12 protein-coding genes (1 of these 12 cut by a window edge) are annotated in these 15,120 nt (G+C 43.7%); 9 read left to right on the top strand and 3 right to left on the bottom strand.

The genetic code is table 11. The features are described from left to right. The first annotated feature begins 220 nt into the window (after positions 1-220). From DHBDCA_RS09515 to DHBDCA_RS09495, 6 genes are all read left to right on the top strand, one after another. Complete coding sequence (locus DHBDCA_RS09515) at positions 221-940, top strand: DUF169 domain-containing protein (RefSeq protein WP_015044003.1); 720 nt, start codon at positions 221-223, stop codon at positions 938-940. A gap of 202 nt (positions 941-1,142) precedes the next feature. Beyond that, on the top strand, positions 1,143-1,472 hold the full coding sequence (locus DHBDCA_RS15010; RefSeq protein WP_081580526.1) for a nitrous oxide-stimulated promoter family protein: 330 nt from the start codon (positions 1,143-1,145) through the stop codon (positions 1,470-1,472). Positions 1,473-1,686: 214 nt separating this feature from the next. Beyond that, complete coding sequence (locus DHBDCA_RS09510) at positions 1,687-2,199, top strand: hypothetical protein (protein ID WP_034377937.1); 513 nt, start codon at positions 1,687-1,689, stop codon at positions 2,197-2,199. 122 nt (positions 2,200-2,321) lie between these two features. Then, positions 2,322-2,813 carry a DUF3795 domain-containing protein gene (locus DHBDCA_RS09505; protein ID WP_202951854.1) on the top strand — a complete coding sequence of 164 codons (492 nt, stop codon included), beginning with the start codon at positions 2,322-2,324 and terminating at the stop codon, positions 2,811-2,813. 373 nt (positions 2,814-3,186) lie between these two features. Further along, positions 3,187-4,110: a TIGR01777 family oxidoreductase gene (locus DHBDCA_RS09500; RefSeq protein ID WP_015044002.1), complete on the top strand. Its 924-nt coding sequence runs from the start codon at positions 3,187-3,189 to the stop codon at positions 4,108-4,110. A 72-nt stretch (positions 4,111-4,182) separates the two neighbouring features. Next, entirely contained in the window at positions 4,183-4,608 is a 426-nt protein-coding gene (locus DHBDCA_RS09495; protein WP_202951855.1) for a GNAT family N-acetyltransferase, read from the top strand. A gap of 175 nt (positions 4,609-4,783) precedes the next feature. Here the strand turns inward: DHBDCA_RS09495 and DHBDCA_RS09490 are convergent, their stop codons facing one another. Beyond that, positions 4,784-5,050 (bottom strand): hypothetical protein, encoded by a 267-nt coding sequence (locus DHBDCA_RS09490; protein WP_015044001.1) that lies wholly within the window; start codon positions 5,048-5,050, stop codon positions 4,784-4,786. Positions 5,051-5,735: 685 nt separating this feature from the next. Next, positions 5,736-6,038 (bottom strand): hypothetical protein, encoded by a 303-nt coding sequence (locus tag DHBDCA_RS09485; protein ID WP_015044000.1) that lies wholly within the window; start codon positions 6,036-6,038, stop codon positions 5,736-5,738. 232 nt (positions 6,039-6,270) lie between these two features. Between DHBDCA_RS09485 and DHBDCA_RS09480 the strand changes: the two genes are divergently transcribed. Both DHBDCA_RS09480 and DHBDCA_RS09475 read left to right on the top strand, forming a co-directional pair. Continuing rightward, positions 6,271-8,856, top strand: coding sequence for a DUF3656 domain-containing U32 family peptidase (locus tag DHBDCA_RS09480; RefSeq protein WP_015043999.1), 2,586 nt, complete (start codon positions 6,271-6,273; stop codon positions 8,854-8,856). A gap of 1 nt (position 8,857) precedes the next feature. Beyond that, positions 8,858-11,248: an endonuclease MutS2 gene (locus tag DHBDCA_RS09475; protein WP_015043998.1), complete on the top strand. Its 2,391-nt coding sequence runs from the start codon at positions 8,858-8,860 to the stop codon at positions 11,246-11,248. A 124-nt stretch (positions 11,249-11,372) separates the two neighbouring features. On the opposite strand, the gene DHBDCA_RS09470 is transcribed toward DHBDCA_RS09475, so the two are convergent. After that, the gene (locus DHBDCA_RS09470; RefSeq protein ID WP_015043997.1) at positions 11,373-14,024 is read right to left on the bottom strand and encodes a transglycosylase domain-containing protein; all 2,652 of its coding nucleotides are present in this window, start codon (positions 14,022-14,024) and stop codon (positions 11,373-11,375) included. A gap of 257 nt (positions 14,025-14,281) precedes the next feature. Here DHBDCA_RS09470 and tyrS point away from each other — a divergent pair, with 257 nt between their 5' ends. Beyond that, positions 14,282-15,120, top strand: the 5' portion of a protein-coding gene (tyrS, locus tag DHBDCA_RS09465; RefSeq protein ID WP_015043996.1) for a tyrosine--tRNA ligase. The gene runs 433 nt beyond the window's last position; the window shows 839 of its 1,272 coding nt (coding positions 1-839); the start codon lies at positions 14,282-14,284; its stop codon lies beyond the right edge, outside the window.

Genomic DNA, 15,120 nt, shown 5'->3' with positions numbered 1-15,120 from the left:
ATAATTTTAGTAACAAGTGTCGCATTTGTGATTAATACTTGGTATTGTCTTAAGAAGAATGGAATAATTTAACATAAACTTGGATTTGTGGGCATGGTCCGTCGCTAACAGCGAAGTTCCGCAACTTTGAATATATTAAAGCGGTATGACGCTGCGGAACTTCGCGAGACGTTATATGACATGCTGAGAATCAGAGTATAATGAAATTAGGAGTGGTATTATGAAAAGTAAAATTGCTGATTCAATAAAGTTAAAAACTCAGCCAGTTGCAGTATTCCGTTCAAATGTTAAACCCGAGGATGCAATGCAGTTCCAAGAAGGGAAACGGGGTTGTGTCATTTCTATGTTAAATGCTGCAGCTAAAGGAAGAGTGGCGGTATTTGAAGATAAGACTACGAATTGTCCTGGTGGTAAAGTTGGACTTGGCTTCAATCGGTTTCAATTAGGTTTTATTGAACATTTCTTATCAACTGGTGTTCCTGGTGGTAGAGAAGGAGAATTTTATAAGAAGAACCCGGAGTTAGCAGTGAAATTCGCAACTGGGTTACCTGAAGTTGTACCCGCAAAGTATATAATTTTTAAACCGTTATCGGAATTGACTGAAGATGAAACACCAGAAATTATTATATTTCTAGCCAATGCAGATCAACTTTCAGCACTGATGTGGTTCGCCAATTACGATAAATCAACTCAAGACAACGTTAAAGTAGACTTTGGTTCTGGCTGTCAGCAGTCTGTACTATATGCACTAGAGCAAGCTGAGAAGGAGGATCCAAAGTGTATTATCGGACTAACGGATCCTTCCGCACGAAATCATATCGACAAAGACATTCTTTCATTCAGCATTCCATATAAACGCTTCTTAGAGTTAGAAGAGCAAGTTGAAGAGAGTTTTTTAACCAAAGAAACATGGCTTAAGATAATGTCAAGGATAGAATAGATTTGAATGTTTAGATTTGCCGTACGTCATATAACAGCGAAATGCCAACACTTAGTAAAGAGGCATGAAGTCGGGATGCGTCGGCAATTCACGAAACATTAAGCGAAAGGTCGCCTTGCAAGTAATCTTACATTGTAATATTTTAATTAGTAGCTGATATATTCAGTTTTTTAAAATAAAATTAATTATAAGGACAGAAAAAATGAGTACAGATAGCAAAAGGCGAAGAAGAGAACGGGTAACGGTTGAGAAAATGATTAATATTTATTGCAAGAAAACCCATACCCCCCAAAATAGAAGGTGTGAAGACTGTGAGAGATTATATAAATATTCAAGCAAGAAAATAGAACAATGCATGTTTGGTGAGAACAAACCAGTCTGTGCAAGATGTAAAATACATTGTTATAAACTAGAAATGAGAGTAGAAATAAAGAAAGTTATGAGGTATTCTGGGCCAAGGATGCTGTTTAAGCACCCAATATTAACGTTATATCACATAATAGATTCTAAGAGAAGTAATAGGAAAGCATGATTGGCTCTTAAATTAACTGCCTTTATTGAAAAAGAACGGCTAGCAATCTATTACATAATTCGACTAGGAACATATAATATACAATAAGAGGAGAAACGGGCCACCCATACTTAACACGCCTTTCCCGAAACTTAGAATACATGAATGAAATAAGACACATCGGGAATGGCTGAACGTTATATGCTTAGTCAATTATTTATGGGGAGAAGGAAAGTTGCTAAAGAATAATTTTAGGATAACATTTGCATTGATTCTTATTATGTTACTCAGTGGTTGTAGCTCAAATCATATGCCAACCGAAAAACCTCAAGATTTTGCTTTTGTTCTAAAGTATGGAATCGGAGCTAAAAATGAGCTTAATACAAAAAATGGTACCTTTACAAAGGACCTAGTGTTATCAGGAACATCAACCATACCTTTAGAGTTATCAAACGATGAATTAACAATGATTTATAACGAAATGCGTAAGATTAGTATTAATAACTACCCTGAAGATTTTAAACCAGATAACGATTCGACCATTAAGCGATGGGTTACTCCATGTCAAACCTATGAGTTATTTATAACGTATAACCGGAAAGAGCATCAAATTAATTGGGTAGATAGTAACTTATCGGAAGGATCTGAAGCCAAGAATCTGCGAGACCTAATTAATATGATTGTTTCTACAATAGAAAGTAAAGAAGAATATAAAAAGTTACCAGAACCACAAGGGGGATATCAATAGAAACAAATGACATTTGAAAGCTGTTCTAGAGAATATGAATGTAATAACCAGACTTCGGGAATACGCGGAACATTCTACGACGACATATCGTGCAAAGGCCGCGCCGTCCTGGCGCGGATGAAATGGACTTAAAGTATTTCTTTGTGGTAATCAGATCTCGTACGTCAGTAAAATCACGCGATGAGGTACTGTATAAGATGAACAAAATGAGAGAAGAGTTGATTGCTCCTTGCGGGATGAATTGCAGACTTTGTATGGCAAATCAAAGGGAAAAAAATCATTGCAAGGGATGCCGAAACGAGGACGATATAAGGTATAAAACAAAAAATAGCACCAGTTGCATAATCAAAAATTGTTCTGTAATTCAAAGTAATAAATCCGGGTTTTGCTTTGAATGCGACAAATTCCCTTGCATAAGACTAAAACAGTTGGATAAGCGGTATCGAAGTAAGTATCACATGAGCATGATTGAAAATCTTGAGCACATTAAGCAAAATAATCTGGATTCATTTTTACAGCATGAGGAGATTAGATGGAGTTGCAAAGAATGTGGCAATTTTGTCTGTGTACATAAACATATTTGTTTAGTTTGTAAAACTTCATTTATTGAGTGAAAGGCGGTAGTTGCTTAAGGTAGCGCCGTCCGTGGCACTGTCTGAGTCACGGGGCACGATACGTCGTTTAACAGGGCTTTACCGCAACTTTGCCAATATGAATGTGGTTGGGGTGTTGAGGTAATCCCCAGGATGTTAGTGCGAAAGACCATGCTGAGATCGCGCATCCATGTGCGGATTGGAAAAGGACGAATAAATGATTTTGAAAGAACCCCCTAGTCTGACAAGGAGATTCATAAAGTAACGCTAATGATCTGACACAGAATGGTGCAGGGAAAGCCCGGTGCGGTAGTTCCGCACGCCGGGAACTGTGCGGGGTGCGCCGGGTAACCGGCGCGTCTACCGTGATGACGACATTCCGGAGGTATAGAATATGAATGTTTTAATTTTTGGTGGAACAGGTTTTCTAGGAAGGAACTTAACCAAGGAGTTAATCTCTAATGGTTATCAGGTAGCTGTTATAACGAGAAATCAGAAAATCACAGCAAACAAGGTTGAAGGTGATGTTAAGCTAATAGAGTGGGATAATAGTTCTTCTCTATCTTCTGCTTATGATTTTAAGGAGTTTGATGTAGTAATTAATTTTGCAGGGGAGTCAATCGGTAACCATCGATGGACTGAATCAGTTAAGCAAGAGATATTGAATAGTAGGATAAATACAACTCGTTTTATTGTTAACGCTATAAATGACGGGATTATAAATCCAAAAGTTCTAATAAGCGCTTCCGCCGTAGGGTACTATGGATCTCGTCAGGATGATAAGATAACCGAGAATGAAGGCCCTGGACAGGATTTTCTTGCAGGGGTTTGCCGAAAATGGGAAGCTGAAGCATACAAGGTCCAAAATGAATTAACACGAGTCGTTACTATTCGTACGGGGATAGTATTAGGTAGTCAAGGTGCTCTTACAGCAATGGTTATACCTTTTAAATTTTACGTTGGTGGTCCCTTAGGTAAAGGAAATCAGTGGCTTCCATGGATTCACATTCAAGATCTAATCAGAATGATTAGATATATAATCGAGCATGATGAGGTTACTGGTCCTGTAAATGGAACAGCACCAGAACCAGTAAGAATGGAAGGCTTTACAAAGATTTTAGGTGAAGTCCTAAAAAGACCATCATGGTTTCCTGTTCCTGAATTTTTATTGAAAATCGCATTAGGCCAAATGTCTGAAATGTTATTACATGGTCAAAGGGCTATTCCCCAAAAAATTAGTGATGTTGGTTTTGAGTTTAAGTTTCCTAATTTAAGGTCTGCTCTAGTGGATGCATTGGGGAACCGGAACGTCGTCTAACAGGCAGCTCCTGCCACTTGGAAGATGATAAATGTTCTTATTCTTATGTAGAATATTTTTGGAGGGATAGATTTGGAAGAGTTTGAGATTCGAGATGGAATGGAAATGATGGATTTCCCAACAGTAACACAGTTGCTAGCAAAATCTTATTGGAGTCCGGGAATTAAAATGGATGAAGTTAAGAAAGGAGCATCTAATTCTGCATTAGTCGTGGGAGCCTTTGATAGTGCTCACAACCAGATTGGGTATGCAAGAGTTGTTTCAGACAAGACAAGATTCGCATACATCATGGATGTATATGTAAACGAGAATAATAGAAAACGAGGTATAGGTAAAAAGATTATTGAACATATACTTTCACATAATGAATTGAGAGATGTTTATCAATGGTTATTGATTACGAAGGATGCTCATGAGTTATATGGCAATTTCGGATTTAAACCGCTATCTTGCCCTTCAAATTTTATGGAAATAAGAAATAAAAGGACGAGTAGGTAGTCTGAATTAGCTATATTGGAGATCCAAGGGCCTCCCATCTGTGGTCAGCTCTGAATCTCGGGCCGTCCAACTTTACATAACACAGAGCCCCCAAAACTTGGAATAGATAAATGCAATAGGGCCCTTCATCAAAGGGTAAAATAAAAAGGAGTCTTGAATAACTCCTTAAAACTTTCTATTTTATTTTTCGTACATGGGTTGTTTCCATTTGCAGGATTTCGATTTTAGTTTCGATTCTTTCGAGGGTATTAATAATAGTATCATTTTTCTCATTTTGTACTTCGCGAGCATCAAATAGTGCTTTGATTTTATGACCCAAATCATGTTCAACTTTTGTTTCTATTTTTTGGACGCGAGAGGTTAATTGTTTAAGTTGGGAACTAGTCACGGTTTGGTTTTCAAGGATCTTTCCGAGAAGATCCATTACCTTATCATCCAACACTATCGCCTCCTAATGAATAGCTTATCGTTTTTGAAAGATAAGTCAAGGAGAATTTTTAAGGTTGCCATCCATGGCAACCGCTGAATTTGAAGCGCCACACGTCGCCTAACACGCGACATTATTTGAAGTGTTCCTTGCCAAAATAGCGCATAGCAGTTTTTATATGATTTCCCCAAACATATTATTATTTGCGGAATAATGCCATTTTTTTCTATATGAGTTATTCAATTATTCCTCTGCCAACGGCGCATAACGTATTTCCAACACTTGGCATCTATGCAGATGTTCGTTTGGGAGATGTCTCCATTTTGAGTGATCAAGAGCAAAATCCGCAAATGGTTCGTCGTACTGGATACTGCGAATTTATCCTTTATGTTCTAATAAGACCTGTAATTTTCTGGTTTTTCTTAGCTGTCACTTACTCTTACTGCCTTTTTTCTTAGTTCTATAATTCGCATTTTGCTTTCTAAGGCATCGTGTTTGGTTTTTTTCAATCAGTTCCTGGGGTGTAAAATTTTTTGTATTCTCGAAGTTCTCGTATCTAATTCGGTGAATGTCGTCAATTGTAAACTTTTCACTCATCATAATTCATCTCCTCCCAACATCATAGATGGTGGCAATATATTGATTTCATTAAAATCCTGCAGCTTATTTACAGCCTGCACTTTATTGATGGTCTTGATATTTACAAAGTGTTTGAAATTCCAGCTAACGATATACTTAAGTATTCTTCCGTCAGAATAATTGAGTCCTGAGATTCCTCAACTTCTTCATAATCAATTTGTCCTAAATATTCATAAAGCTGTGTTCGCTTCGGCTCAGGACATTTGGCCAACTCCGCTAAAGTCAGGTCTGAGATAGCGGCTTTATAAAAACCCTTTTTTAATTCTTGCCAAAAAAGATGGGTATCCTGCATTTTTTCAGGCGTATCCTCAGCGTCTAAATGGCTGATTACTGAGGTATCCAAATATATTTTAACCTTATTCAATACAAATCAGCCTCCAATCCCTATTTCTATATTACTATTAACGCTCTGTGTAATCAATGTTTGTCTGAGAAATGTAATGAAGATTAAACTTCCTTCTTTCGTTGAAAGGGGATGTATTGACTAAACCAAATTTGACAATTCGGAGAAAATCTAAAAAATTTGCCGCAAAATGATAGTGTGGTATGATTAGAAGAAAAGTAGAAAAGACGAAACAGGAACGGAGAACGCGATCATGCATTCAGATTTTGGCAGCAGTCCGCGGCAGCATACAAATAAAAAGATGGAACTTCTTGCACCGGCCGGGAGTTACGAGGCATTGAAGGCTGCGGTGGAAAACGGAGCCGATGCCGTCTATCTCGGAGGCAAAATGTTTAATGCCAGAGCTTCGGCCTCAAATTTTGATTCGGAGGAATTGTCTAAGGCGGTGACGTACGCGCACGAACGCGGCGTTAAGGTCTATGTGACATTAAATATTCTTGTGGCTGACAGTGAATTCTCAGAGCTGTCGGACTATGTCTATCAGCTTTATTCACTTGGCGCAGACGCATTGATTGTTCAGGACATCGGGGTTGCGAATTTTATCCGGAAAGTTCTGCCGGAAATGAAACTTCATGCCAGCACGCAGATGACCCAGAATAATATTTACGGGCTGAAGCAACTTGAAAAAATGGGTTTTTCCAGGGTTGTTCTAGCCAGGGAGACTTCGGCGCCGGAAATAGAAAAAATTGTTCAGGCGACGGAGTTGGATGTCGAGGTTTTTGGACATGGCGCACTATGCATCAGTTATTCCGGACAGTGTCTGATGTCGAGCTATATCGGGGGACGGAGCGGTAACCGTGGAAGATGTGCGCAGCCTTGCAGGATGGCCTACAGTCTGGTCGACGGCAAAGGCAGGGATCTGCTGGAAGGAAGGAAGACCGGGGAGCACCTTCTAAGCCCGCGTGATCTGAAATTGTTGGACAATCTCGGGGAGCTGCAGCGGATCGGTGTGCGCTCACTGAAGATAGAAGGCAGGATGAAAAGGCCCGAATATGTGGCAACGGTCATCCGGGTCTACCGTAAAGCCCTGGACTTTTTACAGGAACAAAAGGGGCAGGAAATCACAGCCCGGGATCTATATGAGCTGACTCAGATTTTTAACCGGGATTTTACAACCGGATACTTTCAGGGTTACCAGGGAGCGGAGATGATGAGTTTCAGCCGCCCAAACAATCGTGGCACCATGCTGGGCCGAATTACGGATCTAAAAAACAACCGTCTGACACTGAAGCTGGACCGCGAGCTGGGACTCGGAGACGGCCTGGAGATCTGGACAAAAAGAGGCCGCGAAGGGATCAGCGTCGGAAGAATAGGGGTACCTGGCGGCAAAACGGTTAACAGTGCTGCACCCGGAGATACGGTCACCATAGAATTTGAAGGCGCTGCGAATATTGGGGACCGGGTATTCAAAACCCACGATGAGCAGTTGATTGCCCAGGCCCGGCTTAGTTTCCAGGAAGGCAAGGAAATGCGCAAGCGGCCGTTAAAAATGCAGCTTTCCGGAAAAGCTGGTCAAAAACTGCGCCTGACCGTCTGGGACGACCAGCAGCACGTTGCGCTGGAATCGCAGTGTGAGGCTCAGGAAGCACAGAATCGGCCACTGACACAGGAGGTTCTGGTAAAACAGCTGGGGCGTCTGGGGAATACCCCATTTTATCTGGGAGAATTAACGACAGCACTGGAAGGGGATCTGATGATACCGGTTAGTGCGTTGAATGAATTGCGGCGCGCTGCGGTGGAGAAGCTTTTGGAACCGTCTCACAGCAAGCCGGCACTGACCTTGAATGCGTATCAGGAGCGGACCCACGCTTGGAATCAGCAGCTCAAAACCGGCCGGACAGTATCGGGAAAAACCGGAACAGGCAAGCATTTGCTCAGTGCCGCGGTGACGGATTCTTCCATGATTGCGCCCTTGCTGAAGTCCGGTGCGGACAGAATCATCCTGGGCGGAGAACACTGGCGGTCCAGACCGTCCCTTACCCTGGCAGAGCTGCAGAAGGCGCTCGATACGTGTCAAAGCCGGGGAAGAACGCTACTATGGAGATTGCCGCGAATCTTGAATCAGATCCAGTGTGAGCAGGTGCTGAAGGATCTGACAGAGGTGGCAGGCTGGCCGGCAAGGCCGGTGATCATGGCCGGGAATCTGGCGGAAATCGAAATGGTGAAGACCGTTGATCCCGAGTGGACTTGGGAGACGGATTATTTTGTGCATTGTTTTAACGAAGCGGCGCTGGAATGGGTTCACAGGGCAGGCGCAAGGCAGGCAGCCCTTTCCATGGAATTAAGTCAGGAACAGCTTGCCGTTCTGGGCAAATCCGAAGGTATTGAGTTGCTGGTGTTTGGCGATATGGAAATGATGGTCAGTGAATTCTGTCTTCCCGGCGCTGTGCTGGGGGAGGGAAAAGACGGAGCCCCCAACAAATGCGGAAAGGCCTGTCAAAACAGAGACCTGTACCTGAAGGACCGCATGGCCTATCACTTCCCACTGGCTACGGATCAAGAGTGCCGGATGCATGTCTTCAATGCCAAAACCTTGAATCTGGTAACCGAACTGTCTAAAATAGCCGATATGGGCATCAGAAATATCCGGCTGGAACTGCTTCGGGCATCCCTGCCCCAGGCTGAACGTGCCGTTGCAGTCTTTCACCAGCTTTGGAAAGAAACGGCTGGAGGCAAGAACATAGGCAAAGAGGAAACAGAAGAAGCGATGAAAAGCCTGGAGGGGCTTTATCCCGATGGCTTTACCAGAGGACATTTTTACAGAGGGGTGCTAACGTAAATTGATAGCTTCAGATAAAGTCCTGGCAAAACTGGATTTTAGCGCAGTCAGAGAACGGCTTAGGAATCATTGCATGCTTCCCGGGGCGAAAGAATTAGCGGAAGCCCTTGTTCCGGAGTCTGAGCTGCGTACCGTTAGAGCGCTGCTCCGCGAAACGGACGAAGGGAAAATTCTCCTTAGGATTAACCCTTTGTTTTCAGTCAGAGGAGCGCGGGAAATCCGTCCTTATCTGGAAAGATGCGACCGGGGCGGAACCTTAAATCCGGAAGAATTGCTGGAAATCAGAGATACGTTGAAAACTGCCCGCCGCCTAAAGAATACGCTGATAGACGGCGGTCAGTCTGGAAAAGACCAGTACAGCGAATTATATACGCTCAGAGAAACGGTCGATGGGATTGTACCGCAGAAAGAGATAGAAGATGATATCTCCCGCAGTATCTCCGAGGACGGGGATATCAATGACCGGGCTTCCGAAGAGCTGGCCAGACTGCGGAAAGCGAAAGGGATAAGTCAGCAACGGATCAAGGAAAGCCTTGACGGCATTCTAAGAAATCCGAGCTATCAAAAGATGCTTCAGGACAATGTCATTACAAGCAGAGGGGACCGCTATGTGGTTCCGATTAAAATGGAATACAGTTCAGCTTTTCCCGGAATTGTCCATGATCAGTCAGCCAGCGGAGCGACCCTTTTTATCGAACCGATGGCAGTGGTCCAGCTCGGCAATGAACTGAGGGAGATCACCCTGAAAGAGAACAGGGAAGTTCAAAAGATTCTTCAGCAGCTCACAGCAAAAGTTACTGCCAGGATTCCGGAAATCCTGCTGTTGAATGAAGCCTTGATTAAGTTGGATTTTATTCTGGCGAAAGCCCGTCTAAGTGAAGATATGGAAGCCGGGTCACCGCTCGTAATGAATAAACAGGAGGTCAAGCTGATCGGCGCGAGACATCCTCTGCTCACCGGGCCTGTTGTACCGATATCCGTCGGACTTGGGATGGATGATCAATTTCTGATCATTACCGGCCCGAACACGGGTGGTAAGACTGTGACGCTGAAGACGATCGGCCTTATGGCGGTAATGATGCAGTCCGGGCTGCATATTCCGGCTGAAAGTGATTCCCGGCTCGGGATCTTTACCCGGATTTTTGTCGATATCGGTGACGAGCAGAGTGTTGAACAGTCTTTGAGTACGTTCTCCGCCCATATGACCAATATTGTTGATATTACCCGGGAAGCCGACAGCCGTTCCCTGGTTCTGCTGGATGAGCTTGGAGCCGGGACGGATCCGGGAGAAGGGGCAGCCCTGGCCATGGCGATTCTTGCGGAATTATTGGAGCGCGGGAGCTGCGGGGTGGCTACGACGCACTACGGCGCGTTAAAGACCTTTGCCTACAATACACCAGGGGTTGAAAATGCTTCAGTTGAGTTTAATCCGGAAACGCTTAAGCCCACCTACCGCCTGCTGACCGGTATTCCCGGACGCAGCAATGCTTTAGCGATTGCCCAGCGGCTCGGACTTGGCAGTAGTATTTTGGAAAAAGCCCGCTCCTTTATCTCTGAACGGGATACGAAGGAGAGCGATCTCCTGGAGAACCTCGAGGATACGCAAAGAGAGATTGAACTTAAAAAACGGAGCGTGGAAGAAGAGCAGAAGAAGGCTGAACATAAAGCCGCGGAGCTTAAGAAAAAGAATCTGGAACTGGAAGAAAAATACGAAGATATTATGCGCAAAGCCAAAGAAGAGGCTGTCGACGTTGTCCGTCAGGCCAGACTCGAAGCCGAAGGTATCATCAAAGAAATCAAGGAAGCCCAAAAGAAAGAACGACGTGAACAGGAAGCGGCTCTGGAGAAAACACGCCAGGGGCTGAAAAAACTCTCTGAAAAGGTGTATGAAACCGAGTATACCGGAAAAAACAAATCCGGACCGAAGCCCGGGCAAGTAGAACCCGGGCAAACGGTCTATATGCCCAATCTTAGACAAAAAGGCCAGGTCTTACAAAAACCTGATAACAACAATGAAGTGTTGGTCCAGACGGGTATCTTGAAAGTCAGCGTTCCTCTGTCAGAAATAAGACTGGTCGATGAGACAAGAAAACCGGAACACTTTGCAAAAACCATTCAAGGTACTTTCGGGCTGAGCAAAGCGGTAAATCTCAGAAGTGAAATTGACCTCCGGGGAAAACTGGTCGAGGAAGGCATCCTGATGCTGGATAAGTATCTGGATGATGCTGTGATTACAGGAATCAATCAGGTCAGTGTGATTCATGGCAAAGGGACAGGCGCCCTGCGGGCAGGCATTCATCAGTTTCTGAAGAGACATCCCCATGTTGCCGCTTACCGTTTAGGTGAGTTTGGCGAAGGCGATTCCGGGGTCACGATCGTTGAATTAAAGTAACCCAAACTAGTACATTGATCTTTAAACAAGTTGAGAATTAAATAAGTTGAGAACGGTATACTAGCCACAAAAAAACACTGCCGAGGTTATCTAAACCATCGGCAGTGTTTTTTTGAAAGGATTATTAATTACTGATTTCCAACGTCACGGGATTTGACGGAGGACCCTCTGTAAAAGAGTCATTGTCCATCAGAACACCCCAGAAGGTGTAGGTTCCGGAGACTGCTCCGGCACCGAAAAGATTTAAACGGTATTGAATCGTCCTCTTGTTTCCGTCTTCCGGCACATACGTTTCAAGATAGGATTGTCCCGGTTTCTTGATATACAGCTTAACAGTATATTTTTTAGTGTTATAGTTGGAAACCGGAAGCTGAACAACAGTGCTCGATCCGTCATAATACGGAGAAGACAAAGACAATTGAGGAATACTTGAATCTCCTACCGGTGGAGTCTCACCGCTGGTAGAGCTGCCACTTTCATTCACGTATTTGTCCGGAGCCTTATAGGGGGCTTCGTCCGACGGCCAGGTCACATCTTTAGGCCGGTCCAGAACGTTCAGGCAAATCCTCGATACGGCATTCATGCTGCCTACGGGGGCTAAAAGGTTGGGGTTATTAGCATCGACCATCACTTGGACCCAAACATCACTGACTTTTGTCGGAACACTGTCTGCCGCACATATTTCTGATTTAACAAATTCCGAAGGAGTCAGACTGCTTGGCAGAAGACCTGATTTGGAATCGAATTTTACGGTCGTAAGCCCTTCGGGACGGCTGATACTCGACTGAACTGCCAGTCCTTCGTGGGCAACCGTCATGACCTGTTTCCAGATGCTGGCCGGGTAGCTGCCGCCATATACCTTATACAGGTAATGGCTTGTATCTGTCTGATCATACCCCATCCAGACAACCCCCGCGTATTTTGGGCTATAGCCGGCAAACCAGGCATCGGGATTACCGGACCTATTGCCAAATTTAGCAGGATCCAGGGATGTTGTACCCGTCTTACCGCAGATATACCAATTGCCAATCCGGGCCTTTGTGCCTGTTCCGTAGGTTACAACGCTCCTTAGGAGATCATTCATCAAATAGGCAGTGGTTTCTTTCATCACTCTTTTCTCGGAAGGCGTGTTTTCGACCAGTGTTTTACCATCGGGGCCTAAAACTTTAATAACACTGTAAGGTTCAGCTTTGACACCGTTATTGGCAAATGTTCCGTAAGCTGAAGCCATCTGCAGGGTGGAAATATCAAATGTCCCGAGGGCCATACTTAATACTTTGTCATTGTTGGTTAGGGAAAGCCCCAGATTATTCTTGGCGAACTGCCAGCCATTTTCAACCCCGAGAGAGCTTAAGAGTTTTACGGCGTAAACGTTTACAGAGTCCTCAACAGCTTCGCGCATCGTGATCAAACCCCGCCAGCCGGAAGTAATGGTGTCATAATCCGTCGGGGCCCAGACAGTGCCGTCACCGTTATTAAATTTAACGGGCATATCATCGAATACTGTTCCGGGATAATAACCGCCGTGTTCAAGTGCCGGCGCATAGACAACCAGTGGCTTGGCAGTCGATCCAGGCTGTCTTTTGGACTGGTAAGCGCGGTTCAAACCCATCGGAGTGTATTCCCGGCCACCTACCATGGCTGCAATCGCCCCGCTATCGGGCTCCAGTACAGTCATCGCACCTTGAACGGAAGTCCCGTCCTTACTGTTAGCAGGGAAATTCTTGGAGTCTGCAAAAGCTTCCTCGGCTTTGGTCTGGATTTTTGAATTTACAGTCGTATAAATCTTTAAACCACCGCTATAGATCTGTTCAGGTGTAAAGCCATATTTAGCCTGAAGCTCCGAAATTACATAGTCAACAAAATAAGGGTGTTGTTTGTTGCGCGTTGCAATTTCGGGCATTTGGACATTCTTTTGTTTGGATTTAACCTGGTCAACAAACGTGAAAGGTGTATCGACATACTTGTCATAATCAGCCTGTGTAATAATGCCATTGTCTCTCATCACACCCAGGACGATCGTTCGTCTTGCTTTGGCTTTTTCCGGATAAAAGTATGGGTCATAACCGCTTGGAGCTTGAGGGAGGCCGGCCAGCATGGCGATTTCAGCCGGATTCAGATCCTTAAGTTCTTTGTTAAAATAAGTCAAAGAAGCGGTCCGGATTCCAAAAGACGATTCCCCTAAGTAAATCCGATTCAAGTAAAAGGTCAGAATTTCGTTCTTGGTGTAGACATGCTCAATCTGAAGAGCTAGAACGGCTTCCTGGATCTTGCGCGAAAGCTTCTGCGCCGTCGGATCTTCTATAAAAGCGTTTTTTGCGAGCTGAATCGTGATGGTGCTGCCGCCTTCGACGACTTCGCCGGCTTTCAAATTATTAAAAGCCGATTTGATAATCCGGATCGGGTCTGCCCCAAAATGTTTATAAAACCGTTTATCTTCCACCGCGATAAACGTTTCTTTCACAGTGTCCGGAATGTCTTCATAGTCGACCAGCAGTCTGTTTTCGGAGGAGTGAAGCTGGGCAATCGAATTCTGTTCATTGTCATAGACCACAGAGGATTGTTTCTGACCTGTCAGCAGCTCAACGTCTAATTTGGGGGTTTTTGCAACAGCAACAATTAAGTAAATACCTAAAATCACAATAAGTAGAATGATGATAAGAAGAGGAATTCTGAAGTAGGGTGTATTAAAAAACTTTTTTTTCTTTTTGACAGGGTGAACCCGCCTGTTTTTCTGATCTGCATTACGGTTATGATAATCATTGTTATTAGCCATTTTTTGCCTCCTAGATAAAGACTTATTAATATGTATATAGATTAATAAGCTCAAAACATTATATCATATTTTGAAGGCTGTAAAAACAGTATCAATTTGGTAAGAGGTTGATATAAAATTTATATTTCTTTATAATAAAAGATGCTCAAGCGCAAAGAGCTTTATATAGTACCGTGTCAGCCCCCAATTTTATAGATCGTGGCGGGGTATTCAATGAATTGATTAATTGATTTTATTTTTAAAGGAAGAAAAGATACTTGAGGTATATCCAAGAATGGAAGGAATGTTTTGAATTGATCGATTTAGACAAAGAAGTACAAAGACAAATGGAGATATTGAGAACAGGTGCTGCTGAGATTGTACCTGAGGATGAATTGAAGGAAAAAATAAAGAATTCCCTTTTGTCAAATAAACCGCTGACGGTTAAGCTTGGACTTGATCCGACGGCTCCAGATATTCATTTGGGACATACCGTTCCTTTGCAGAAAATGAGACAGTTTCAGGATCTGGGGCATCAGGCAGTGATCATCATCGGAGATTTTACGGGCAGGATAGGTGATCCTACGGGAAAATCCGAAACTAGAAAGGCATTGACCGAAGAAGAAGTGCTTCGGAATGCGGAAACCTATAAAGAACAGATATTTAAAATTCTCGATCCCGCTAAAACAAGGATTGAGTTTAATGCCACCTGGCTTTCAAAGCTCAGTTTTGAAGAGGTCATTAAGTTAGCTTCCAATTGTACGGTTGCCAGAATGCTGGAAAGAGATGATTTTGCCAAGAGATATCAGGAGGAACGGCCGATCAGCATTCATGAATTCTTTTACCCGTTGATGCAGGGCTATGACTCGGTAGCGCTGCAAAGCGACGTCGAACTAGGAGGGACAGACCAGAAGTTTAATTTACTCATGGGCCGTACGCTGCAAAAAGATTATGGGCAATTACCGCAGGTTGCTTTAACAACGCCAATACTTGAGGGGCTTGACGGCGTTCATAAAATGAGTAAAAGTCTTGGTAATTACATCGGAGTCTATGAAAGCCCCAGAGAAATGTTTGGAAAAACGATGTCTTTGCCGGACGAATTGATGATTCGCTATTT

It is taken from the genome of Dehalobacter sp. DCA (assembly GCF_000305775.1).
In the GTDB taxonomy this organism is placed as follows: Bacteria; Bacillota; Desulfitobacteriia; order Desulfitobacteriales; family Syntrophobotulaceae; genus Dehalobacter; species Dehalobacter alkaniphilus.
Note: the sequence above shows the minus strand (reverse complement) of the source record. Positions and strands in the feature narration are given on the sequence as shown.

What these genes read in the sequence shown, in the direction of transcription:
- DHBDCA_RS09480 (WP_015043999.1), top strand. Translation starts at nt 6,271, where the DNA reads ATGCATTCAGATTTTGGCAGCAGTCCGCGGCAGCATACAAATAAAAAG.
- DHBDCA_RS09500 (WP_015044002.1), top strand. Translation starts at nt 3,187, where the DNA reads ATGAATGTTTTAATTTTTGGTGGAACAGGTTTTCTAGGAAGGAACTTA.
- DHBDCA_RS15010 (WP_081580526.1), top strand. Translation starts at nt 1,143, where the DNA reads ATGAGTACAGATAGCAAAAGGCGAAGAAGAGAACGGGTAACGGTTGAG.
- DHBDCA_RS09505 (WP_202951854.1), top strand. Translation starts at nt 2,322, where the DNA reads ATGGACTTAAAGTATTTCTTTGTGGTAATCAGATCTCGTACGTCAGTA.
- DHBDCA_RS09470 (WP_015043997.1), bottom strand. Translation starts at nt 14,024, where the DNA reads ATGGCTAATAACAATGATTATCATAACCGTAATGCAGATCAGAAAAAC.
- DHBDCA_RS09515 (WP_015044003.1), top strand. Translation starts at nt 221, where the DNA reads ATGAAAAGTAAAATTGCTGATTCAATAAAGTTAAAAACTCAGCCAGTT.